20 protein-coding genes and 1 pseudogene are annotated in these 22628 nt (G+C 45.0%); 9 read left to right on the top strand and 12 right to left on the bottom strand.

Annotation, left to right across the window (positions count from 1 at the left end):
* Positions 1 to 8: 8 nt before the first annotated feature.
* A complete protein-coding gene (locus HFV01_RS07895) occupies positions 9 to 593 on the top strand; it encodes a shikimate kinase (RefSeq protein WP_006624579.1) in 585 nt (194 codons plus the stop codon).
* 1480 nt (positions 594 to 2073) lie between these two features.
* On the opposite strand, the gene recQ is transcribed toward HFV01_RS07895, so the two are convergent.
* The 4 genes from recQ to HFV01_RS07875 form a co-directional block, all read right to left on the bottom strand.
* Positions 2074 to 4293, bottom strand: coding sequence for a DNA helicase RecQ (recQ, locus tag HFV01_RS07890; protein ID WP_193520981.1), 2220 nt, complete (start codon positions 4291 to 4293; stop codon positions 2074 to 2076).
* 156 nt (positions 4294 to 4449) lie between these two features.
* Positions 4450 to 5244: a pentapeptide repeat-containing protein gene (locus HFV01_RS07885; protein WP_193520980.1), complete on the bottom strand. Its 795-nt coding sequence runs from the start codon at positions 5242 to 5244 to the stop codon at positions 4450 to 4452.
* 17 nt (positions 5245 to 5261) lie between these two features.
* Complete coding sequence (gene ccmP, locus HFV01_RS07880) at positions 5262 to 5903, bottom strand: beta-carboxysome protein CcmP (protein ID WP_008051135.1); 642 nt, start codon at positions 5901 to 5903, stop codon at positions 5262 to 5264.
* 119 nt (positions 5904 to 6022) lie between these two features.
* Positions 6023 to 6682 carry a lysozyme inhibitor LprI family protein gene (locus HFV01_RS07875; RefSeq protein ID WP_193520979.1) on the bottom strand — a complete coding sequence of 220 codons (660 nt, stop codon included), beginning with the start codon at positions 6680 to 6682 and terminating at the stop codon, positions 6023 to 6025.
* Between the two features lie 280 nt (positions 6683 to 6962).
* Between HFV01_RS07875 and HFV01_RS07870 the strand changes: the two genes are divergently transcribed.
* A complete protein-coding gene (locus HFV01_RS07870) occupies positions 6963 to 8183 on the top strand; it encodes a CapA family protein (RefSeq protein ID WP_006624574.1) in 1221 nt (406 codons plus the stop codon).
* A 28-nt stretch (positions 8184 to 8211) separates the two neighbouring features.
* On the opposite strand, the gene HFV01_RS07865 is transcribed toward HFV01_RS07870, so the two are convergent.
* The 6 genes and pseudogenes from HFV01_RS07865 to psbH all read right to left on the bottom strand — a co-directional run bounded on the left by HFV01_RS07865 (position 8212) and on the right by psbH (position 10333).
* Complete coding sequence (locus HFV01_RS07865) at positions 8212 to 8484, bottom strand: DUF3146 family protein (RefSeq protein ID WP_006670369.1); 273 nt, start codon at positions 8482 to 8484, stop codon at positions 8212 to 8214.
* A 43-nt stretch (positions 8485 to 8527) separates the two neighbouring features.
* Entirely contained in the window at positions 8528 to 9133 is a 606-nt protein-coding gene (gene pth, locus HFV01_RS07860; protein ID WP_006624572.1) for an aminoacyl-tRNA hydrolase, read from the bottom strand.
* A 20-nt stretch (positions 9134 to 9153) separates the two neighbouring features.
* Positions 9154 to 9381: a TatA/E family twin arginine-targeting protein translocase gene (locus tag HFV01_RS07855; protein WP_006618394.1), complete on the bottom strand. Its 228-nt coding sequence runs from the start codon at positions 9379 to 9381 to the stop codon at positions 9154 to 9156.
* A gap of 41 nt (positions 9382 to 9422) precedes the next feature.
* A complete protein-coding gene (locus tag HFV01_RS30300) occupies positions 9423 to 9551 on the bottom strand; it encodes a hypothetical protein (RefSeq protein ID WP_006624571.1) in 129 nt (42 codons plus the stop codon).
* Positions 9552 to 9944: pseudogene (locus HFV01_RS07850) on the bottom strand (zinc ribbon domain-containing protein); the annotation flags it as partial. It abuts the gene before it with no gap.
* A 185-nt stretch (positions 9945 to 10129) separates the two neighbouring features.
* Positions 10130 to 10333 carry a photosystem II reaction center phosphoprotein PsbH gene (psbH, locus tag HFV01_RS07845; protein ID WP_006618393.1) on the bottom strand — a complete coding sequence of 68 codons (204 nt, stop codon included), beginning with the start codon at positions 10331 to 10333 and terminating at the stop codon, positions 10130 to 10132.
* A gap of 86 nt (positions 10334 to 10419) precedes the next feature.
* On the opposite strand from psbH, the gene psbN reads away from it, so the two are divergent.
* From psbN to HFV01_RS07830, 3 genes are all read left to right on the top strand, one after another.
* Complete coding sequence (psbN, locus tag HFV01_RS07840; protein WP_006618392.1) at positions 10420 to 10551, top strand: photosystem II reaction center protein PsbN; 132 nt, start codon at positions 10420 to 10422, stop codon at positions 10549 to 10551.
* Positions 10552 to 10653: 102 nt separating this feature from the next.
* Positions 10654 to 11754 (top strand): chorismate synthase, encoded by a 1101-nt coding sequence (gene aroC / locus HFV01_RS07835; protein ID WP_193520978.1) that lies wholly within the window; start codon positions 10654 to 10656, stop codon positions 11752 to 11754.
* A 3-nt stretch (positions 11755 to 11757) separates the two neighbouring features.
* Positions 11758 to 12666: an MBL fold metallo-hydrolase gene (locus HFV01_RS07830; protein WP_006670367.1), complete on the top strand. Its 909-nt coding sequence runs from the start codon at positions 11758 to 11760 to the stop codon at positions 12664 to 12666.
* On the opposite strand, the gene HFV01_RS07825 is transcribed toward HFV01_RS07830, so the two are convergent.
* Positions 12663 to 15818 (bottom strand): response regulator, encoded by a 3156-nt coding sequence (locus HFV01_RS07825; RefSeq protein ID WP_193520977.1) that lies wholly within the window; start codon positions 15816 to 15818, stop codon positions 12663 to 12665. The two genes, HFV01_RS07830 and HFV01_RS07825, sit on opposite strands and share 4 nt — an antisense overlap.
* A 177-nt stretch (positions 15819 to 15995) precedes the next feature.
* Positions 15996 to 16748 (bottom strand): creatininase family protein, encoded by a 753-nt coding sequence (locus tag HFV01_RS07820; protein ID WP_006624567.1) that lies wholly within the window; start codon positions 16746 to 16748, stop codon positions 15996 to 15998.
* Between the two features lie 184 nt (positions 16749 to 16932).
* Between HFV01_RS07820 and HFV01_RS07815 the strand changes: the two genes are divergently transcribed.
* From HFV01_RS07815 to HFV01_RS07800, 4 genes are all read left to right on the top strand, one after another.
* Positions 16933 to 17094, top strand: coding sequence for a hypothetical protein (locus HFV01_RS07815; RefSeq protein WP_006670365.1), 162 nt, complete (start codon positions 16933 to 16935; stop codon positions 17092 to 17094).
* An 80-nt stretch (positions 17095 to 17174) separates the two neighbouring features.
* Entirely contained in the window at positions 17175 to 17915 is a 741-nt protein-coding gene (locus tag HFV01_RS07810) for a winged helix-turn-helix domain-containing protein (protein WP_006670364.1), read from the top strand.
* Between the two features lie 32 nt (positions 17916 to 17947).
* Positions 17948 to 20161 carry a PhoX family protein gene (locus HFV01_RS07805; RefSeq protein WP_193520976.1) on the top strand — a complete coding sequence of 738 codons (2214 nt, stop codon included), beginning with the start codon at positions 17948 to 17950 and terminating at the stop codon, positions 20159 to 20161.
* A 502-nt stretch (positions 20162 to 20663) separates the two neighbouring features.
* Positions 20664 to 22517 (top strand): iron uptake porin, encoded by a 1854-nt coding sequence (locus tag HFV01_RS07800; RefSeq protein ID WP_193521269.1) that lies wholly within the window; start codon positions 20664 to 20666, stop codon positions 22515 to 22517.
* Positions 22518 to 22628: the final 111 nt, after the last annotated feature.

Here is a 22628-nt window from a genome sequence, read left to right as displayed (position 1 = left end):
AGCTAGTTATGATCACTTTCGGACTTTTAGACAATCTCATGGTTTTAGAACAAATACAAGGAATTAACATCTATTTAATTGGTATGATGGGGGCGGGAAAATCTACGGTAGGTCAGATATTGGCTAATCGATTAAGCTATAAGTTTTTTGATACCGATGTTTTGATTAGTCAAGTGGCGGGACAAGCCATTCCCGAAATTTTTGCCACCCAGGGGGAGGAAGAATTTAGGAACTTAGAATCTCAAGTCCTATCTAGTCTTTGTGCTTATCAACATTTAGTGGTAGCTACTGGGGGAGGGGTTGTGATTAAACGGATGAATTGGAGTTATTTAAGACATGGTATCATTGTCTGGTTAGATGTTCCAACTCATTGCTTATATGAACGTCTGAAAGGAGACACAACCCGACCTCTACTACAACACCCAGACCCCCTCACTCGCCTCGATAATATCCTGGAAACTAGGCGACATCTTTATCAACAAGCCGATATTTCTATTGCTATCAATGAGGATGAAAAACCCTCAGAAATTGCCGAACAAATTATTACTAAAATCCCTAATATCCTCAAGCAGACTGAATCACACCTTAATTAATTATTATAGATAGGTTTCTCTCCCAGATTTCCAGAAACCCGGTTTCTTTGAGAAACCGGGTTTCTTAGCCGATAAGGTTTCTCAGCCGATAATAATTATAGCCGGGTTTCTCCCCCAGATTTCCAGAAACCCGGTTTCTTTGAGAAACCGGGTTTCTTAGCCGATAAGGTTTCTCAGCCGATAATAATTATAGCCGGGTTTCTCCCCCAGATTTCCAGAAACCCGGTTTCTTTGAGAAACCGGGTTTCTTAGCCGATAAGGTTTCTCAGCCGATAATTATTATAGATGGGTTTCTCTCCCAGATTTCCAGAAACCCGGTTTCTTTGAGAAACCGGGTTTCTTAGCCGATAAGGTTTCTCAGCCGATAATTATTATAGATGGGTTTCTCTCCCAGATTTCCAGAAACCCGGTTTCTTTGAGAAACCGGGTTTCTTAGCCGATAAGGTTTCTCAGCCGATAATTATTATAGATGGGTTTCTCTCCCAGATTTCCAGAAACCCGGCTTCTTTGAGAAACCGGGTTTCTTAGCCGATAAGGTTTCTCAGCCGATAATAATTATAGCCGGGTTTCTCCCCCAGATTTCCAGAAACCCGGTTTCTTTGAGAAACCGGGTTTCTTAGCCGATAAGGTTTCTCAGCCGATAATAATTATAGCCGGGTTTCTCCCCCAGATTTCCAGAAACCCGGTTTCTTTGAGAAACCGGGTTTCTTAGCCGATAAGGTTTCTCAGCCGATAATAATTATAGCCGGGTTTCTCCCCCAGATTTCCAGAAACCCGGTTTCTTTGAGAAACCGGGTTTCTTAGCCGATAAGGTTTCTCAGCCGATAATAATTATAGATGGGTTTCTCCCCCAGATTTCCAGAAACCCGGTTTCTTTGAGAAACCGGGTTTCTTAGCCGATAAGGTTTCTCAGCCGATAATCTGTAGCCGTCGGGTTTCCCCCAGTTTAAACCGGTTTCTTTGAACGGTTTTCTTAGCCGATAAGGTTTCTCAGCCGATAATTAATTATAGATGGGTTTCTCCCCCAGATTTCCAGAAACCCGGTTTCTTTGAGAAACCGGGTTTCTTAGCCGATAAGGTTTCTCAGCCGATAATTATTATAGATGGGTTTCTCCCCCAGATTTCCAGAAACCCGGTTTCTTTGAGAAACCGGGTTTCTTAGCCGATAAGGTTTCTCAGCCGATAATTATTATAGATGGGTTTCTCCCCCAGATTTCCAGAAACCCGGTTTCTTTGAGAAACCGGGTTTCTTAGCCGATAAGGTTTCTCAGCCGATAATTATTATAGATGGGTTTCTCTCCCAGATTTCCAGAAACCCGGTTTCTTTGAGAAACCGGGTTTCTTAGCCGATAAGGTTTCTCAGCCGATAATTATTATAGATGGGTTTCTCTCCCAGATTTCCAGAAACCCGGTTTCTTTGAGAAACCGGGTTTCTTAGCCGATAAGGTTTCTCAGCCGATAAGAATTATCAATTACCCAATCAAAACTCAATATCGGGGGAATTTTGCGATCGCCATAAAGCCCTAACTAATTGAATTTCCCCATAACTGTAGGCTTTTCCTAGATGTTCATAAATTGTTGTTAGGTGTTCATCTCCCAAAATAGCGATCGCTTCTAAAATCACCTGTTGTCGTTCAGGAGATACCAATGTATTAATATCGATATCGCCATAATTGTTAGCAATTAAATCCGCCAAATGACCATAAATCGTAGTAGATTTTAAGCCTCTCTGATAAGCGATCTCTTCCACATTTAAACCCTGCTTAAATAACTCCCAGGTTTGCAGAACAGTAGGGGAGACATGATACCACTTAGAGATAGATGATGATGAAACAGCAGGTAATGGCGGTTTAGTAGGCTTGAGGGGAATACCTTGTTCCAGACAATATTGATGGATAGCATTTAAGAACTGCTGACCATAATGTTGAACCTTATAAGCAGTCACCCCAGAAAGTCTCAACAGATCCTGTTTAGTTTGGGGACGTTCTCGCGCCATTAACCCCAAAGTCGAATCGGAAAAAATCTTATAGGGAGCAATATCATTTTGGTCAGCCAGTTGTTTACGAACTTGACGGAGATGCTCTAATAACATTTTAACATCCGCCGCCATAGACCAAGTTTGTTGTGGAAGTTGGCGATCGCGTACCACCGCAATTTTGACTTCCCGCTGTCTTTTCATCACCTCCCAACTGAGGTTATTTAACTTCAAAATAGAATAGCCATCATTAGTCTGGTCTAACAGTCCTTGATGCAAAAGCGATCGCGCCAACATTTTCCACTCATCAACAGTCCGGTCTCGTCCTATATTATAGGTGGAAAGTTTATCATGTCCCCTACTCAAAACCCTTTGATTTTTAGCACCCCGCAACACATCAATAATATAACTCATCCCAAACCTTTCCCGACACCGCGCCACACAGGATAGAAACTTCATTGCTTCCACTGTCCAATCTTCCATAGGTCGTTGATGGCAACAATTATCACAGGTGCCACAATTACCGGGAAATTCCTCTCCAAAATAGCGCAGTTGAATGCGGTGCCGACACTCGGTAGACTCAGCATAATCAATTACCTGTCGCAACTGTTGGCGCGCAATTCTTTGTTCATCAACATCAGGCTTTTGCTCAATCAAATATTCAATGGTTTTCATATCCCCATAACTAAACAATAGCAGACATTGAGCCGGTTGTCCATCCCGTCCAGCACGTCCTGACTCTTGGTAATAGTTTTCCAAACTTTTCGGTAAATCGTAGTGTATAACGAACCGGACATCTGGCTTATCTATACCCATACCGAAGGCGATAGTAGCCACGATAATTCGGACATCATCTCGGATAAAACGGGTATGACTTTCTAGGCGATCGCTATCCGCCATTCCCGCATGATAGGGGAGGGCTGGGATATTATTATGTTGTAATTTTAATGCGACTTCTTCCACCCTTTTCCGACTGGAACAGTAAATAATTCCTGAACCTGACATCGATTCAATTACTTTTAATAGTTGAGGGAACCGTTTTTTCGGTTGTTTAGGGATTACCTGATAGTAGAGATTAGAACGGTAGAAACTGGCGACGTGAACATAAGGTTGTTTGAGGACAATTTGTTTAATTATATCAAATCTGACCCGTTCCGTAGCCGTAGCCGTGAGAGCGATCGCTGGGACGTGGGGATAACGCGATCGCACCTGTTGAATTTGTCGATATTCTGGTCGAAAATCGTGACCCCAATCTGAGACACAATGAGCTTCATCAATTACCAGAGTTGATATGCCAAATGCCGCCTCAAGGCGGTCTAAAAAATCTAAAAACTGAGGAGATAGTAACCTTTCCGGTGCTACATAAAGCAGCTTAATTTGACCTTGTAGAATAGCTGACTCTCGCTGACGCGCTTCGTGAATATCTACCGTACTATTCAGAAATGTCGCCCCAATACCATTATCTTTTAGCGCTTCTACCTGGTCTTGCATTAAAGCGATTAAAGGCGAAACCACCAATGTCAGACCGGGTTTCAAGAGAGCGGGAAGTTGAAAGCACAGGGATTTTCCACCCCCTGTAGGCATAATCGCGAGTACATCCCGCTTTTGCAGCACTTGTTCTATAATCTCCTGTTGTCCTGGTCTAAAGCTGTCATAGCCAAAATACTGTTTAAGGCATTGTTGGAGGGATTGAGGTTGCGCTAGAGGTGGCGGAAAACTTGACATAACTTCACTGATTCCATTGACTGCTAAGGTGGACTTATGCGGTGGGTTACGGATAATCCCTTAGTTTATCTCATTTTATGATCAGTTCCAGTTGATCATAGGCTGGCGCTTAATTCCAGCCCCCTATTGAGAAACCCGGTTTCTTATGATGTATGATTAATTATAAGGTAGAATAGCATCATCCAAATTAACCCGTTTTAAAATAGCGCCGTTCAGGTTAGCGCCTCGCAAATTCGCACCGCGTAAATCAACTGAGTGTAAAATAGCGCCGTTCAGGTTAGCGCCTCGCAAATTCGCACCTCTTGCGTCGATGTTTTCCCAAACAGATTTTCTGAGATTAGCGAATCGAAAATCAGCCCCCATTAATTGGGAATTAGTGAACTTAACCCCCCAGAAATAAGACCCATTTAAATGGCTATTAACTAAGTTAGTACCATAAAAATAGGCTTGATAGCCGATCGCATTTATCAAAACCGCCTCATGGAAATTAGCGTGACTCAAATTAGCCTGATTCAAATTAACCGCCGCTAAATTCGCCTGGGTAAAATTCCCCCGTCTTAGGTTTGCGCCATTCAAATTAATCCGACGGGCGATCGCCTCTCGAAATTCCACCCCAATTAAATTAGCATTTCCCAAATCCGCATCAGTCAAATTCCCATCAGATAAATTAGCCCCCAGTAAAACCGCCCCCATTAAATTAGCCCCTTGCAAATCACCACCTTCCAGGTTGGCACCTGCTAAATCAGCCCCCATTAAATTAGCCAACCTCAATTTAGCACCCCTTAAATTAGCGCCATGAAGATTAGCCCCCTCTAAATTCACCCCTTCCAGGTGAAAACCAGAGAAATTAGCCTCTTGTAAATCCGGTGCGATCGCCGCATTTTGCCGTCGCCAAAACTCCCATTTCACCACACCCCGCCTCAAGATTGCCAATTGTTCAATATTAGCCATAATAACCCCCCTATTCCTCACTCCTTACTTTCCGCAAATAAGGTATCGCGACCATAAACATTAGCGATCGCATTTAAAGCCGCCGCCGACCCCGCCAAAATATCCTGTTCATTTCCACCCAGATACAAACGTCCAAAACTCCCCACCGCTTGCACCTGTAGAATATTAATCAAAGCCGCCTTTTCCGCCTCATTCGCAGCCAAAGCAGCATAAGCCGCTGGTTGCACCTCTAAAACATATAAAGTTTGTTTAGCCAGCAACAACTGTCCCCGGCGAGTCCGATTAATCAATTGTGCCTGGTGAGGGTCAATATTGCGAATAATTTGACTAGAGACCACACGCGGCTTGAGGCGATCGCTTTCTTGTACCCCCAAAGCATCCAAAATCGCCCTACCCGCCGTTAACGTATCTCCCTGGCGGCTAGAGTGAATTTCCAACAAACCATACAACCTTTCCACAAACTGAACACCAGGACGGACAGCCGTAGACTTTAAAGCCACATCAGTAATGCGGTTAATCTCAATTCCCGGTGAAATTTCAATCCACAGGGACGCATCCCCAGGTAACGGCAAAAACCCCAACGATACCGTCCCAATATAGGCAGCGTGTTGGGGCTGTAAATTGTCCAGATAAACATAACTTCGCAGTTCTACACCCAAAGTCAAACCTCTTTCCGAGTTCCTCCCCACATCAAGAACAGGAAAACCCCCTGATGTGAAGATGCCAAGCCTAACCATTGTACCCCTTAGCGTCACACAAAAGTTAGGCTCTCAACTACCTACCTGACAACATCCATACTGCTAATCAGCAATTCCTGGCGGGTTTTTCCACAGGGTTCAATGCTTTCGCAATCATTAACATTTTGCAGTGAATATTTTAGGGAAACCCGACGATTGATGAATTGATTAGCCTTAGCACAAATATCGAAAGTTGCGCCTAACTGGTGTTCCCGGTTCATCTGATCTTTAAGGGTCACATAGCACATAATGTCCCCCTGAACGATATTAGTAACTTGTCCCATTTGCGGTTGCTCATTGCTGGCCTGTCGTGCTATATATGCCTGTAATTCAGCCGTGCGATTGGTGGTCATCTTAGTGAGACAGTTGGTGAACAGCAGACCCTCTAAAGTCCCCCCCAACGCTTCCGCCGATTCAAATCTACAATTCGTGTCGCGGAATTGAATCCAAGCGCGTTGTGCTGCAATCAGGCGCTGTCTTTCCTCCCCTTGCACTTTCGGGGTCAGTTGTTGGTAAACTTCATTCAGTTTGCGATCGGCTACTCGATAATCATCATCAGCACATTTTTTCATTTCCATCATTGAACCATTAGGGTTACACTGTATCCCTTGGGCTACATGAGTTTCCGCCACTTCTGAGTTAGTAGCGCCAGGGAAAGCCAGGAAAGCAGCAAAGATAGCCGTAGCAATTTTGTCAAGCATAGTGGGTAGGTGCTAGTGAATTGGTGAACTTGTATGTATGTAAACTATCCTTTCTGACTACAGATCTCAGCTTCAAAAGTGCCACCTTCTTAACTGGTGGCGTTTTTCCTGACCTTTCCCGCTTCTTGGCGCTGAAATTCTCTCTGTAGTCATAACAACTTCTGAAACTGCCACATCGGTGGTAGGAATTATCTATAATCAATGCCCCTCACCCGATCATACCTGATATGCTATCTTAGCTGTCAACGTGCTTTCTACTTGCTCCATCGATCTCCACGATATGAATATATGTAAAGTTTTGCCTCAAAAATTGCTCACCCTGATTTCTGGTAGTTTGTTTCTCTTGGTTATCGGCTGCGATATTGTACCCAGTGCTAGGGTTGAACCCATAGACCCAGAGAAACTCACCGCTTTAACCAAACCCCCCAAACCCTATACCCAGTCAGCTTTATTAATTGCCGTTGGCGATATTATGATGCACGGACCACAAATTAGGTCCGGTTATAATCCCAGCACAAACACTTATAATTATGACCCTTTTTTTACAGAAGTTAGCGACATTCTCCAAACCGGAGATTGGGTAATTGGGAACTTAGAAACTACCCTAGCAGGTTCAGCAACCGGATATACAGGTTATCCCTTATTTAATGCACCGGATACCCTCGCAGATGCCCTGAAAAATGCCGGATTTAATATTTTAACCACAGCTAACAATCACTCCCTAGACCGTCGCGAAGCTGGTTTATTAACAACTCTGGAAAATGTCAGAAGTAGAGGTTTGGTTCCCGTCGGTACAGCCGCCTCCCAGGAGGAAGCAGACACCATTACTGTGATTGAAAAGAATGATATATCAATGGCGTTTTTTGCCTATACCTACGGCACTAATGGCATTCCTATCCCTAGGGGAAAGGATTATTTAGTTAACTTAATTGATGAAGCGAAAATCATCCAAGATATTCAGAAAGCGCGAGAATTAGGAGTTGATATAGTTACTGTGGCTTTGCATTTTGGCACGGAATATCAACGCCAGCCGAATGCTGAACAAAAACGACTGGTCGCCAGTTTGGTTAATGCGGGTGCGGATATTATTTTAGGTAGTCATCCCCATGTGGTTCAACCCTATCAAATTTTTGATATCACCGAGGAAGATGGTACTATCCGCCAAGCTGTGGCTATTTACTCAATGGGGAATTTCATTTCTAATCAGCGGGGGAATTATCGGGATGTGGGAGTTATTTTTAAGGTGAGAATTAACAAGAATTTTCCTGATGAAACTATAGAAATTGCTGAGGTGATAGCTTTACCCACTTGGGTACATCGATACTCACTTCATGGCAAACTCAATTATCGTGTTTTGCCTTTAGAATCATTGTTAAATAGTCAGGATAACCCCCTACTAACTAGCCGTGATTATTCTCAACTAGCCAGATATTTAGAGGAAATGAATCGCCATCTTACCTCCTTACTGCCGACATCTTCTCTGGTGGGTCAGAACCGGTAAATCACGATAATCACGGGATAACTGACTATCAAAACTTAGCGCGAATGGTAAAAGAATAATCGCCGCCTGGTTCAAGTTTATAGTCCCACTTTTCCAGAAATCGCCCTAGGGGTTCTTGGATTAAAGCGCGACCCTGGGAGGGTCGAATCACTAAACTTTTACGTTGTCTAAATCGCCATTGAAATTGCCATACATAGTCCCCGGCGCTGACATCTCCTTCGAGAATACCAGACTGCCAGGACTGACGGGTAATGCGGATATGGGCATTGGTTTCGGGTAAAGGACCTCTAGCATGAGTCACTGGCAACCTCCTGGGATAATGCAGGAAATTCAGATTCTGGACATTAGTCAACACTGCGACTATTGTAAAGGCTCATAGCTTTTTCTACTCCATCTTCTAGGGCTAATTCTATGGCTTCTAATACCTGTTGTAACAGTTTATCCATAGTCTGGCGCTCATTAGGGGGAAATTTACCCAGGACGTGGGAGATGGTTTCTCGGTCGTGGTTAAGGACTGCGGCTTGGGGTTTATCAATTCCCAGGCGCAGGCGAGGGAAATTTTGAGTCCCTAAATGAGCGATCGCCGATTTCATGCCATTATGTCCCCCAGCGGAACCGGACAGCCGCAGGCGCAGCCGTCCTACTGGTAAATCCATGTCATCATAAATCACTAACACGGATTCCGGGGGGAGTTTGTACCAGTCCACCACAGACCGAATAGCTTGACCTGACCGATTCATGTAGGTTAAGGGTTTCAGGAGATACAGCTTGTCATGCGATCGCATCTTAGCCTCACCAAATACCCCCTGAAACCGACGGTTTTCCGACAGGGTAGCCCCCCACTTGTCAGCCAAAAAATCGACGGCTTCAAAGCCAATATTGTGGCGGGTACGGTCATATTTTGACCCCGGATTACCTAAACCTACAATTAATTGTGGTATTAAAGCCATTGCAGAGGACAAAATTGCTGCTAAGAATTATCACTTTCGGAGTTAGTATTTTGGGGGCGAGTAGCAGCTTGGATCTGTTCTGCTTCTCGATTAAACTCGGTCTTAAATTCCTGGGAGGCTTCTTGAAACTTGCGGATCGCCTCTCCTAAACTGCGACCCATTTCGGGTAATTTTTTCGGACCAAAAATCAAAAGTGCTAATACCAGGATGACTGCCATCTCTGGTAAACCCATGCCAAAAATATTCATTTAATGTCTCCAGTAGTTGGGAAGTCGCCTAGGGTATAGGGCTAAAAATATGGCGATCGCCAGTGAAATATGATTCCCAGGGAGAGTCGCCCTAAGCCATGAGACCAACCAGACCCGAAATCCATAGCGATCGCCAATTGATCCAGTTCATAGATTGGCGCCTGATACATTTACGCGACATTTATCCGGTTGTTCCCGGACAATGCGACGATAGCACTATTACCCGTTAAAGTAACAGAGGCGGTATCCCGCAAAGCTTTTAGAAAGATTCCAAAAGCACCGTTCCAGTCCCTGGGTAGAGTGAACCCGCACTCCGGACATCGGAACACTTTTGAGCCACTTAGCTGGGAATGAACATGACCACAGTGAGTACAGGTTTTGCTGGTGTATTCTTCGGTCACATCTACAACTGTTCAGTTATTTCCGCGCTTATGTCTCAGGGTTAGTTTGAATCGATAATGCGCCCATGTTAGCATGGCGCGGGCAGTCTTAGACCTGATTTTCCGCTTCACCTGACTGGCTATATTGGAAGTCTCGAAGGTGGGCCAAAAAATCAGGCTGTGTTATGGGATGGTCAGGGATGCGACCCAATCAACCAAGGGGTTGAAGTCCTCACCGGGTAGTTATTTCGCCCATTTCAGCTCTATTTCATACCCGAAGGTCTCGCACCCATACTTGGTATGGTAGCGCATCGCCCTAATTGGTTCAACTAATCTGCGATTAAATTAAGCTCTCCCGGACTCTCAACTTAGCGAGTTAGGTTGGCCCAGTCCACGCTAACATTTTCGAGAATCAGTGAGGAGTTATAGATCTGTAGGATAATCAACAGAAACACGAAGAATAACCCCATAAAAACCCCCATCAGGGGAGTAGTACCCCAACCGGGGGCAACCTTACCATATTCTGAGTTAAGGGGTCTGAGTCGATCGCCTAACCAAGTTCTTTGTGCCATAAGTCACCTTATCAATGGGTTGAACAGCAAATTTTAATGTTTCGTAATATTATATAAGAACAAGGCTCATAATTGAATCAAATCTCATGGAACCTGCAATAGCTCTTAACATTTCCCTAGCTGCTACCGTAGTAGCGATCGCTGCCTATGCCATTTATACCGCCTTCGGTCCTCCTTCAGAAGAACTCAGTGACCCCTTTGAGGATCACGAAGACTAATTGAGGCAGCAGCATTCCGAGTATAAACCACTGTAGCCCGGTCCGTTGATAGTGCAAGATCTGATAGGATCGAGACTCTACAACCTTTTAGACAAGACCAGTATGGGCAACACATTTGGGCATTTATTTAGGATCACCACCTTCGGTGAATCCCACGGTGGGGGGGTTGGAGTCATCATCGATGGCTGTCCTCCCCGCCTCTCCCTGGACATCTCAGAAATCCAACAGGAATTAGATCGTCGCCGACCCGGACAAAGCAAAATTACCACCCCTCGCAAAGAAAGCGACACCTGCGAAATCCTCAGTGGGGTATTTGAAGGGCAAACCCTAGGAACCCCGATCATGATCATGGTCAAAAATAAAGACACCCGTCCCCAGGATTATGATGAGATGGCGAAAAAATATCGCCCCTCCCATGCCGATGCCACCTATGATGCTAAATATGGGATTCGCAATTGGCAAGGCGGCGGTAGGTCTTCCGCTCGTGAAACTATTGGTAGAGTAGCAGCAGGTGCTATAGCTAAAAAAATCCTTAAACAGGTCGCCAATGTTGAAATCATCGGTTATGTCACACGCATCAAAGACCTAGAAGCAGCGATCGATCCGGCAACGGTTACCCTTGAGCAAGTCGAAAGCAATATAGTCCGCTGTCCTCACCCCGACAGGGCGCAACAGATGATTCAACTAATTGAAGACATCAGAGACCAGGGGGACTCCATTGGTGGGGTAGTCGAATGCGTAGTTCGTAACGCTCCTACTGGACTAGGTTCGCCAGTATTCGATAAACTAGAAGCAGACCTAGCCAAAGCTGTCATGTCCCTACCCGCTAGTAAGGGTTTTGAAATCGGCTCTGGTTTTGCTGGTACTCTGCTCACAGGTAGTCAACATAATGATGAATTTTATATTGATGACACTGGAGCCGTCCGCACCCTGAGCAATCGTTCCGGCGGTGTCCAGGGGGGAATTTCTAACGGAGAACTGATAATTTTGCGAGTTGCCTTCAAACCAACTGCTACAATTCGTAAAGAACAGAAAACTGTCACCCGTGAGGGCTCCGAAACCACTCTGGCAGCAAAAGGACGACATGATCCTTGTGTTTTGCCCAGAGCGGTTCCTATGGTAGAAGCAATGGTTGCCTTGGTACTCTGTGACCATCTATTGCGCCATCACGGTCAGTGTAGAACTTTACATCCTGAAGATTAAAACATGGAAACCATCACCCCATCTTCTGTGTTGGCAACTGGTCGAGATAACCCAGACTCCTGTGATCAAAATCCCGATGATTTTGTGGTGGAGTTTTGGGGAGTTCGCGGCAGTATCCCCACCCCAGGAAAAGAAACTATCCGCTATGGCGGGAATACCTCTTGTTTGGAAATGCGTATTGCCGGAAAAAGGCTGATTTTTGACGGTGGTACTGGGTTGCGGTCCTTGGGTGATTCCCTAGTCGCACAAATGCCTATGGAAGCCTATATGTTTTTTACCCATTACCACTGGGATCATATCCAGGGTTTCCCCCTGTTTACTCCGGCTTTTACCCCAGGGAACTGCTTTCATATCTATGGCACTATCCCCCCAGATGGAGAATCGATGAAAAAGCATTTCATCGATCGCGTACTTCATCCCAACTCCCCCATTCCCCTGAGTGGGTTACAGGCAGATCTGAGGTTTTATGAATTGAAACCGGGGGATACTATGATGCTTGATGATATCAAGATTGAAACCGGACAACTTAATCACCCTAATACGGCTATGGGGTATCGTGTTACTTGGCAAGGACGAACTGTGGTCTACTGTTCCGATACAGAACATTTGCCTGATGGGTTGGATGAGAATGTGCTGGAATTGGCTCAGGGGGCTGATATCCTTATTTATGATGCTATGTATACTGATGAGGAATATCATAATCCTAAATCTCCCAAGGTGGGTTGGGGACATTCAACCTGGCAAGAAGCAGTCAAAATCGCTGAGGCGGCGGATGTGGCACGGGTGGTGATTTTTCATCATGACCCTAGCCACTCAGATGATTTCCTTGACCAAATTGAACATGAAGTTCAGGCGGTTTTTCCCAAGGCAATTATGGCTCGTGAAAGGTTGATTTTGCCTGTGGCTAGTTAGCGATCGCTTTCCATAGTCTCGGAGTTAGTCTCGGAGTTAAACATTTCCAACAATCGCTCAAATTGGAAGTTTTCCACAATGCTGGTTAAGGCTTCAGCTAAATCTGAATGCTCTGGGGGCATTTGTTTGATCAAAGATAAGATCATCAGATCATTTCCTAATTGAGCAGCATAGTGGATTTGCTCTAACCATTCTGCTGGCATCATGGCGAAGGTTTCTGGATTTATGGCTAAATGGTCATGGTTTTTAGGTGCGGAAGTAGCTACCGCTGTAGAGGCGATCGCATTCGGTTCATCAATTTGGTATTTGACCCCCAAATATTTGGTCAGGGTTTCTAACACTTGTTCCCGCCGAAATGGCTTACTAATAAAGTCATCACACCCGGCATTAATGCAGTTTTGTCTTTGTTCCGTAAAGGCACTGGCTGTAATGGCAATAATCACCGGAAGACTATCAACTTCAGCCTGTTTGATATATTGGGTGGCCTCAAACCCATCTATCACTGGCATATGCATATCCATAAAAATTAAGTGCGGATGCCACTGTTGCCAAACTGCGATCGCTTCCTGTCCATTTTCCGCTTCCTGAACCTCAAAACCCACATCCTGCAATAGTGTAGTTAGTAATAACCGATTAACTGGGTTATCTTCCACCACCAAAATTCGATAGTCTTCTTGTCCCCGTGCTAACCGACAAGCCTGATTTAATTTACTTTCGGATTCATCAACCATCTGGTCGGCCACACCCACAGGAATTTGGAAACTAAAACAACTACCCTCACCCGGTTTACTACTTACCTTAATTTCACCCCCCATTAAGTTAACAAATCTCTGAGATATCACTAATCCTAGACCCGTTCCCTGTTGCGATTCTCGACCCGCTTTGGTTTGCTTAAATGCCTGGAATAGGTCATTAATTTCCTCTGATGCAATACCGCATCCAGTATCTATAATCTCAAACAGCAAGTAGGTATTACTCACCCAATCCTCATCAGATAAACCTAGGTCTTCATCAACTCCACCAACTGACACCCTTAAACTAACTTCCCCGTCCTGGGTAAACTTAATAGCATTACTAATTAAATTAACCAAAACTTGGCGCAATTTACTTTCATCAGTCCTCACGAATTTCGGCACCGACTCTTCCACCTGAAAATTGAGAGTTAATCCCTTCGACTCAGCCTTGAGTTGTAACATCACTTGAATGGCTGGCAAACAGCGTTTAATGTCAAACTCAGTCGGGTTACAAGTAATCCGTCCCGCCTCAATTTTTGACATCTCTAAGACATCATTAATTAACTCTAGTAAATGTTGACCACTTTGATTGACAATTTTAATATATTCTTGATGTTTAGCTGCTAAAGTGCGATCGCGTTGTAGCAATTGAGTAAAGCCTAAAATTGCATTAAGGGGAGTGCGAAGTTCATGACTCATATTAGCCAAAAACTCACTTTTAGCGCGGTTAGCCACATTAGCAGCATCCGCAACCCGCTTCAACTCCGCCGCCTGTTGCTGAGTTTGTGCGAACAATTCCGCCTGTTTCACAGCCACCCCCAACTGATTAGCAATTTGACTAACCACCTTAGATTCTGCCGCTTTCCATTCTCGAGGACCATCATTTTGATACACACACAATAATCCCCAAAGTTGATATCCTTGAAAAATCGGACTAATAATATATGACCGGATTTGAAATTGTTCTAAAAATCGCAGGTAGCAATCCGAAAAATCAGCCTTGTAAATGTCTTCAATACAACAACAACTCTTTGACCGTGAGTAAAAACCTCCCTGGGTTTCTTGTAAGTAAGTATCCTCAATTAATTCGTGGGAAGAACCTAGCTTTTTAACAATACAATTTTCTTCATCTACCGTATTCTGTGTAGTCACTTCTTCTCCCTTATTTGCGGTCAGAATTTTCCGCCATCCCGGACTCACAGACTCTTTGATGATTACCCCACTCCAGTCAGAATTGAACCGATAAATTAGGGCGCGATCTACTTCAATTACCTGACGCAATTCATTAACAGTCGCCTGAAAAATCACCTCCAAATTTAAACTTTGTCGCATTTGTGAAATCACGCGATTAATAGCTCTCTCTTGGTCTGCCATAAGTTGCATAGCTATTTCTGTAGCCATACGCTCCTGAATTTGATTTTCTAGGGCAATATTAATATTTTTGAGAGCTGATGTCCGTTCCTCAACCCTCACTTCTAGATCTTCATAGGCTTTATTTTTCGCTTCTTCTGCCCATTTTCTTTGTAGTTCTGTAGCTGCCCTCGATGCGAAAATACTCAGGACAGCGTGTGCTAATTCATCTTGGACTAAAGGTTTCACGTCTAAGATAGATAAAATCCCGATCGCTTTCTGATTTTGAGCCATTAATGGAATGCCTAAATAACTGTGAGCATTCAAGTGTTGAAAATATTTATTGTCGGGAAAAGTTTGTTGTAAATTGTCTGGATAAAAGCAAACTTCTTGAGTATCCAAAACTATCCGACAAGGACTATTTTGTAATTCATATTCATCATGATCGGCAAAATTATCCTGAGACCAAAAAGCCAGATTTCGTAATTTTATCGGTTCCTGATCGCTGACAATTTCCGTCACCAATACATAGGGTATATCTAAACATCTAGCCAGGTTCTGCGCTAAAGCCGGGAAAAAATCCGCCCCAGTTACTGATGCCGTACCCATCACAATTGCCCGCAAAATTTCCTCGGTTTTTTCTCTCTCTTGAATCTGCTTTTTCAGCTCATTATTAACCGCTTCTAATTTTTCAGGAGTTTTTAATGACAAAAAATAGGGTAATATTTTCAGTAACACTAGGGCTGTATATACCGAGACTAAAGCAGTTATGGCTCGTTCAAATCCCGACCACCAATAATTAGGAAACCACAGAGTCCAAATGTCGAAACCATGACCAATACCGCAGAGAATAATAAACGCACTAAATAGCTTAAAAATATTTAAAAATGGCAGATCATTGCGTTTATTGACGAAGTAAATTAGCATCGCCGGAATTGAGAAATAGGCAATGACAATTAACCCGTCACTGATGACATGAAGTGCCACCAAGGAAGGTTGCCACAGGTAACAATGACCGTGAGCTATATAAAAATTGGGTTTCCAAAAATACTCCAATAACTCTGGCACTGTTCTCTTCTCCGAAACAAGCTGCTCAAATTAGACGGCAAAACTTTATAGTATGCCAATGCTACCTTTAATATGTACCTAATATGTACTTAATATGTACCTATAATATTGTAGCGTTGATGAACGACCAGCCTTGATAGATCATCTTTAAACTACTAATTTTCCCAGCCGCCAATATCAAAAAACACTTTGATTGAGAAATTCCAGATAAGACTGGCTAAGTTCCTTTACCGCTAACTCATAGAGTTTTTTGCCATGGTCAGGGGTAGCTAGACTGGGGTCTGAACCCATGCGACCGTCGGGATAGTTATGGCGAAAGTTAGCGGCACCATAGATGGGATGACCTTTAGCAACATTAGGGTTGAGGGATGCTTTTTTAATGGACTCTGGATATAGGTACTGGGTAACTGCGACCTCGCTGGGGGTAGCGTGGGAACCTTCACTCTGCCCATAAAGTTCTTTAGCTAGTTTATACACTGATGGACACATAAACCAGTTACCAACCCGGCAACGAATGCGATCGCTATTTGCTAAGTTAAGATCAGCTAAGTGGGCATAGGTTTCCGAAAAGGCAGCTTTGAGGGTGGCAATATTCCCCCCATGACCGTTAATAAAGAAAAATGTCGTAAACCCACTTTTTGCCAAAAATGTGATATAATCCTTGATTACCCTAATCAAGGTACTAGGTTGTAAACTGATGGTTCCTGGAAAAGCAGTATGGTGGAGTGCCATACCCACATTTAACGTAGGACCGACTAAGGCTTGGGTAGCCTCCCCGACCCCTTTAGCGATCGCTTCAGCACAAATGGCATCAGTGCCAATTAACCCCGTCGGTCCGTGTTGTTCAGTTGATCCAATCGGTAGGATAATCCCTGTAGACTGCTGGAGGTAAGCCTCCACTTCCGGCCATGTGCTTAGGTGTAACAGCATTTATTTGTGTATTTTTATAAATTTATTAGACACTAGCAACACCATTTTAACCAAATCCCATAGCTTAACCAAAACATTACTTTTCCTTTACCTAAAGTTAACCCATCTCAAATACGATGGAACATAGCTCCACTAATGATCCACGAACATTCAACAACACCGGGCAGATTGGGGGTGGAAACTAATGTTTAACAACCTGGCCATTAAGCCAGAGTCAGAGACAAGTGAGGTGCTTGCGGGTCGGGTCAACCCCGACCATAAGGTTGTCATTGTCAGACACTCACAACTCCTCAAACTCATAAATAATGGAGAACATACCTTTGTCGGATGGATGGTGATAGATTAATTTTCCTCAAAACTAGCCAACTTGGGGGTTAATCTTCTAAGTTTTGACAAACATCATCATTCACCCAGGAATAAATACTTATGTTTTCCCCAGATTTGAGTAAGAAGTCTTACCGCTCAGATGTCATAGATAATGGACATATCTTGTTGCTGGAAAATGAGGAGCCGTGGCGGGATATATTATCCATTGCTTTGGAAGAACAAGGCTATAAAATCATGATTGCCCAAGACAGCCGAGATGCCCTGCCTTCTATTTCCAATACAGGAGCAGTTACCGGAGAGTTTCCCTTTAGCCTTCTCATTCTAGATGCAACCAATGGTTTAGATCTGTGTCGTATGTTACGGCATCATGGTCAATCTGTGCCAATTTTGATTATTGGCAACAAAGAAAACGCCAACAATTGTGCATTTTATTTAGAAGCAGGGGCGGATGATTACCTGACCAAACCCTTCAGTATCCGTGAATTTATCGCTCGGTGTCGTGCGTTAATCCGTCGCCAAAGAATAGGGAAATTTCCAGGACCTGTGATGCTTCAATATAAAGATATCATCCTATATCAAGAAGAATGTCGGGTGATAGTTCGGGGTGAGGAAGTTCAACTCTCACCTAAACAGTTTCGTTTGCTAGAGTTATTTTTGAGTTATCCCCGTCGAGTTTGGTCTCGTGAACAACTTTTAGATGTAATTTGGGGTACAGATTTTGTGGGGGATAGTAAAACTGTGGATGTTCATATTCGCTGGTTGCGAGAAAAGTTAGAAGTTGAACCCAGTAAACCAGAATATATCATTACAGTTAGAGGGTTTGGTTATCGGTTTGGTTAAAATTATCCAAGGTTTGAGAAATAGGCAGATTTATGGCTTCTTGTAATCGTCGGGATTTTTTGCTGTTTATTACTGCGGGTATGGGGGCGGCGGCTTTGAAAGGCTGTGAGCAACCATATCGGAGCAATTTTCTGGGTTCATCAACTACAGAAACACCCTCGTTTGCCCCTAGTTTTAAATCGGTCAAAGGTCCTATGCCTTTACCGACCTATGAGCAAATCAGCGGTGCAGACCATCAAGCTATATCCCGAAAATATGGTAAGTACGAGGTAATTGATGATTTGGTACTTCCCGAAGGGTTTACCTATGATGTAATCGCCAGTTGGGGAGACCCGGTGGGTGATTCTCGGTGTGGGTATAACAATGATTATCTGTCCTTTGTACAAACTGGTGAAAATCAAGGTTTTTTGACTGTTAACTTTGAGTATATTAGCGGTAAGCCCTGGGAACAAACTTACGAGGAAGTGATAGGGATATCCTTACCTATTGCGGTGGTTAAACAGGCTTTAGAGGCTGCCCAAAGCCAGAGTATTGATGCTTTTTCTTTGCCGGGAAAAGACCCTCTCAGACAAGCAATTCTGGAGATTTCTAAAGAAGGGTTAATCGATATGGGAATGGGGGTAATTTCCCTCGGTCGAGATAGTGAGGGGAAATGGGTACGGACTTACTCATCTGTCGATCGCCGCATTACCGGAATTTCTGGTTGGACTGATGGACGCTATCTCAAGGCTACAGGTCCAGCGGTGGCAGTTTTTCGCCAGAGGGGACGGGGTTATCACGATCGCCTCGGAGATAAAATTATTGGCACTTTCGCTAACTGTGCCGGGGGAACAACCCCTTGGGGAACAGTATTAAGTGCGGAGGAAAACTTCCAGAGTTATGTCACGGAATCAGTACATCCCGATGGTACATCTTTTTCCCCTTCAGAGACTCCCTTTTCTACCACCAGGGGTCTGGGTAACGTCTTAGGACTAGCTGGGAACAAATATGGTTGGATTGTAGAAGTGAATCCAGCGGACCCCGAAGATTATGGGACCAAACATACTTGGCTGGGTCGGTATCGCCATGAAGCCGTTGGTGTCAGGGTAACAGCCGGAAAACCTCTAGCCTTCTATTCGGGATGCGATCGCCGTAGTGGACATTTATATAAATTTGTCAGTAGTGACCGGGTAATTGATCCAAGCGATCGCCAAAATTCTCGGCTATTGACCAGCGGAATGCTATACGCCGCCAAATTGTACCCAGACGGAACCGGAAAATGGATTCCTATGGCTGCTAAAACAGCCGTTAACCCCGATCCAGCCAGTGTTCATATAGGGGGAGCCATAGCCTTACCATTGCGCCCAGAAGGGGGCAGTTTTGTGGCTACCACAGATGAAGAAGTCGAAGCCTTTAAGAAACAGTACAAAACCTTGGGAGATTTGTATTTAGGCGACTCGCAAACCCAACAGGGTGCTATCCTGGTTGATGCCCATTTAGCAGCTAGTGCCGCCGGGGCTACTTGTTGCGCCCGTCCAGAAGATACTATGATTGCTGGTGATGGTTCCTTATATATAGCATTCACCTCTGGAGGTGGCGATCGCAATGGTGAGGGACCAGATGGGCGGATTTTTCAAGGTCCAGGGGGAGTTATTCCCCATGACCCAGGATGGATAGTTCGTCTGATTGAGGATAATGGAGATCCGGACGCGCTGAGATTTCGGTGGGAAATGTGGGCAGCGGGTGGCGAAATTTTCCAAGGTGGGTTAGGATTTTGCAATCCAGATAATTTGGAGTTTGATAGCCAAGGTAATCTGTGGATGGTCACAGATATTAGCACTGGCTCTCAAAACAAATCCGTCCCCCCAGGTCGGGTAAATCAAGCCGGAGAACCCTTAGCATCGAGAGATTTAATGGGTATATATGGCAATAACTCCCTGTGGTGTTTACCAACCACCCCACCAGATGCGGGTCAAGCCTATCTGTTTGCGATCGGACCCATGGAATGTGAATTGTGCGGACCATTTTTTAGCCCCGATCAGCAAACTCTATTTGTGGCAGTACAACATCCGGGAGAGTATAATGGTAAGCGCCGAAATATGGCATCCCAATTTCGTGAGTTTGCCATGACTGGTCTGGATGGTCAGGAGTTTATGCAAACCCGTGAGGTTCCCATCGGCTCTAACTGGCCAGGTAAAAACCCCACAGACCCCCCCAAGCCCTCTATTGTGGCAATCCGTAGACAAAATTTGGGTGCGATCGTTTAATGTAATCACCTACTGTTAGGATGTCAGCACCCCCGGCTGAAGCACGGGGGCTTCGTGCCCCCCTTTCAGGTAGCTGACCAGCTATAGCCTTAACTGGCTCCGTTCAGAGCAAGAGTTAAAGTTCCTACCCTGGAATGCGTGCTAGTTCCAGGCTCTAGAACCGAATCGTTAAACATCTCTAAGGGGTTAAGGACGTGCGATTTGGATAGTACCGACTCTGAACATTGGCGTTCGCGCAGCGTGCGCGTTAGCGCAAGCGCAAACATTACCCCGCAAGGGAGTCGGAGCCAACCATAGCTCCATGGAGGGGCAACCATACCCCTCCACCCCGCAAGGGGGTGCTGGCGGCGGTCATCCGCTTGAGTCAGTTTTCCTCTCCGTGAGCAATCACGGAGCTTCCAACCCTCCCAGGAGTTTTACGTGAAATCGTGATACTATTGGTTCATTCGAGCTGGGGACATCCTCGCTTAGGTCTTTTTAAGTCGGTGTGAGATTTGAGATGATGAACAAAATTCTATGGAACACTCTCAAGCAGAGTCCAGGCTTTCTGGGTGCTGCTCTTCTGTTAAGCACAACTGCTGCATTAGCCACAGACAGCCCTTCAGACAAGCTGGTTACTACTTCCCAAGTGGCATCCCTAGCTTCAGATGCAGCGGAAGGAGTTAGTCAATTTAGCCTGGATGCGGATACTACCTCGCTAATGGCAGTTGCGCCAGAGGTCGATAACACGGCTCCTCTGTCTCAGAATGTAATGGATTTAGGTTTTGAGTCCTCTGCCGAAACCCAAGAGGTAGCTCAGGTACAACCTGAGATGGAACAGGAACTCAGAATTGCCGACCTAGAACAAATCAATCTATACAGTGAAGTTGCCGACTCTATGGAGCAGGTGACCTCTGTATCTCAATTGTCTGACGTTCAACCTACAGATTGGGCATTCCAAGCGCTTCAGTCTTTGGTAGAACGTTATGGCTGTATTGCAGGTTATCCAGACGGAACCTTTAGAGGAAACCGCGCCATGACTCGTTTTGAGTTTGCGGCTGGTTTAAATGCCTGTTTGGAACGGGTTAACGAATTGATTGCGGCTTCTGTGGCTAATTTGGTAACTCGCGAAGATTTGGCGGTTCTGCAACGGCTCCAGGAAGAGTTTGCGGCGGAATTGGCAACTTTGCGCGGCCGTGTGTACGCTTTGGAAGCGCGGACGGCTGAATTGGAGGCTAATCAGTTCTCCACCACTACCAAACTGCGCGGGGAAGTAGTGTTCTGGCCAGGAGATAGCTTTGGCGATCGCGCCAGACATAACGTGGCTGGAGGTCCCCAAGGCAATCGCAATGAAGACCCCACTCAAACTTATTTGGGCTACCGGGTTCGTCTGAACTTTGATACCAGCTTTACCGGCGAAGACCTATTGAGAACCCGTCTGCAAGCGAGAGATCTCCCTAACCTCAGCAGATTTAACCTGACCAATACCTTAATGTCTCGGACTGCTATTGATGGCAATTCCAATGGGATAGAGCTAGATGATTTGTACTACCGTTTCCCCGCCTTCAATCGTCGGGCGCACATCTTTATCGGTGCTAACAGCCTTGATTTAGATGACATCATGGATGTGATCACCCCATTTAACAGCGGTTCTAATGCCTCAATTTCTCGGTTTGGTCAGCGTAACCCTGCCATTTTCCGGGGTCCAGAAGGTGCAGGGGCGGCGGCTAAGTTTGCCTTTGGTAATGATCGTCAGTTCAGACTCAATCTGGGTTATTTAGCTGGTAACGCCTCCGATGCTACTGCTGGTAATGGCTTATTCAACGGTAGCAATACTAAGTCGGCTCAGTTGATCTATGAACCCACAGACAGGCTGGCTTTTGGGGTAGAGTACGCGCGTAAATATTTCACCAGCGACGATGTCAATATGGCGGGTGCTACCGGAAGCTGGATCGCCGATCGCCCCTTTGGTGATAACGCCACCACCAGTGATAACCTAGGCTTCCAGTTTAACTGGCGGATAGTTGAGAAGTTCGAGTTGGGTGGCTGGTTTGGAGCTACCTGGGCTCATCAACAAAGAAGTGGCAGTGATAGTGCTACAATTCTTAACTGGGCTGTGACTATGGGCTTCCCAGATGCTTTCAGTGAAGGAGATTTGGGTGGTATTATTATCGGAATGCCTCCGAAAGTTACCTCCCATGACATCGGCGCTTTGGAAGATCGCGATACTTCCTTCCATATTGAAGCCTTCTATCGCTATGCTTTCAACGACTACATTTCCATCACTCCTGGCTTCTATGTTTTGACCAATCCTGATCACAATGCCCGCAATGCTAATATTTTGGTAGGAACCCTGCGGACTACTTTCCGCTTCTAAAATAGGGGCCTGAAAGCTAAGAGTTTCCCGGAGGGAGGAGTAGGGGCGGGTTTAGGCAATATAGCGATCGCCTGGTTAATTCCCAAATGACCACCGCGCGGAGCCAACCTA

The organism is Limnospira fusiformis SAG 85.79 (assembly GCF_012516315.1).
Lineage (GTDB): Bacteria > Cyanobacteriota > Cyanobacteriia > Cyanobacteriales > Microcoleaceae > Limnospira > Limnospira fusiformis.
This window is presented reverse-complemented; position numbering and strand designations above follow the sequence as displayed.

Coding starts and splice junctions, on each gene's coding strand:
- HFV01_RS07895 (WP_006624579.1), top strand. CDS start 9: ATGATCACTTTCGGACTTTTAGACAATCTCATGGTTTTAGAACAAATA.
- recQ (WP_193520981.1), bottom strand. CDS start 4,293: ATGTCAAGTTTTCCGCCACCTCTAGCGCAACCTCAATCCCTCCAACAA.
- HFV01_RS07885 (WP_193520980.1), bottom strand. CDS start 5,244: ATGGCTAATATTGAACAATTGGCAATCTTGAGGCGGGGTGTGGTGAAA.
- HFV01_RS07875 (WP_193520979.1), bottom strand. CDS start 6,682: ATGCTTGACAAAATTGCTACGGCTATCTTTGCTGCTTTCCTGGCTTTC.
- HFV01_RS07870 (WP_006624574.1), top strand. CDS start 6,963: ATGAATATATGTAAAGTTTTGCCTCAAAAATTGCTCACCCTGATTTCT.
- pth (WP_006624572.1), bottom strand. CDS start 9,133: ATGGCTTTAATACCACAATTAATTGTAGGTTTAGGTAATCCGGGGTCA.
- HFV01_RS07855 (WP_006618394.1), bottom strand. CDS start 9,381: ATGAATATTTTTGGCATGGGTTTACCAGAGATGGCAGTCATCCTGGTA.
- HFV01_RS30300 (WP_006624571.1), bottom strand. CDS start 9,551: ATGTATCAGGCGCCAATCTATGAACTGGATCAATTGGCGATCGCTATG.
- psbH (WP_006618393.1), bottom strand. CDS start 10,333: ATGGCACAAAGAACTTGGTTAGGCGATCGACTCAGACCCCTTAACTCA.
- psbN (WP_006618392.1), top strand. CDS start 10,420: ATGGAACCTGCAATAGCTCTTAACATTTCCCTAGCTGCTACCGTAGTA.
- aroC (WP_193520978.1), top strand. CDS start 10,654: ATGGGCAACACATTTGGGCATTTATTTAGGATCACCACCTTCGGTGAA.
- HFV01_RS07830 (WP_006670367.1), top strand. CDS start 11,758: ATGGAAACCATCACCCCATCTTCTGTGTTGGCAACTGGTCGAGATAAC.
- HFV01_RS07820 (WP_006624567.1), bottom strand. CDS start 16,748: ATGCTGTTACACCTAAGCACATGGCCGGAAGTGGAGGCTTACCTCCAG.
- HFV01_RS07815 (WP_006670365.1), top strand. CDS start 16,933: ATGTTTAACAACCTGGCCATTAAGCCAGAGTCAGAGACAAGTGAGGTG.
- HFV01_RS07810 (WP_006670364.1), top strand. CDS start 17,175: ATGTTTTCCCCAGATTTGAGTAAGAAGTCTTACCGCTCAGATGTCATA.
- HFV01_RS07805 (WP_193520976.1), top strand. CDS start 17,948: ATGGCTTCTTGTAATCGTCGGGATTTTTTGCTGTTTATTACTGCGGGT.
- HFV01_RS07800 (WP_193521269.1), top strand. CDS start 20,664: ATGAACAAAATTCTATGGAACACTCTCAAGCAGAGTCCAGGCTTTCTG.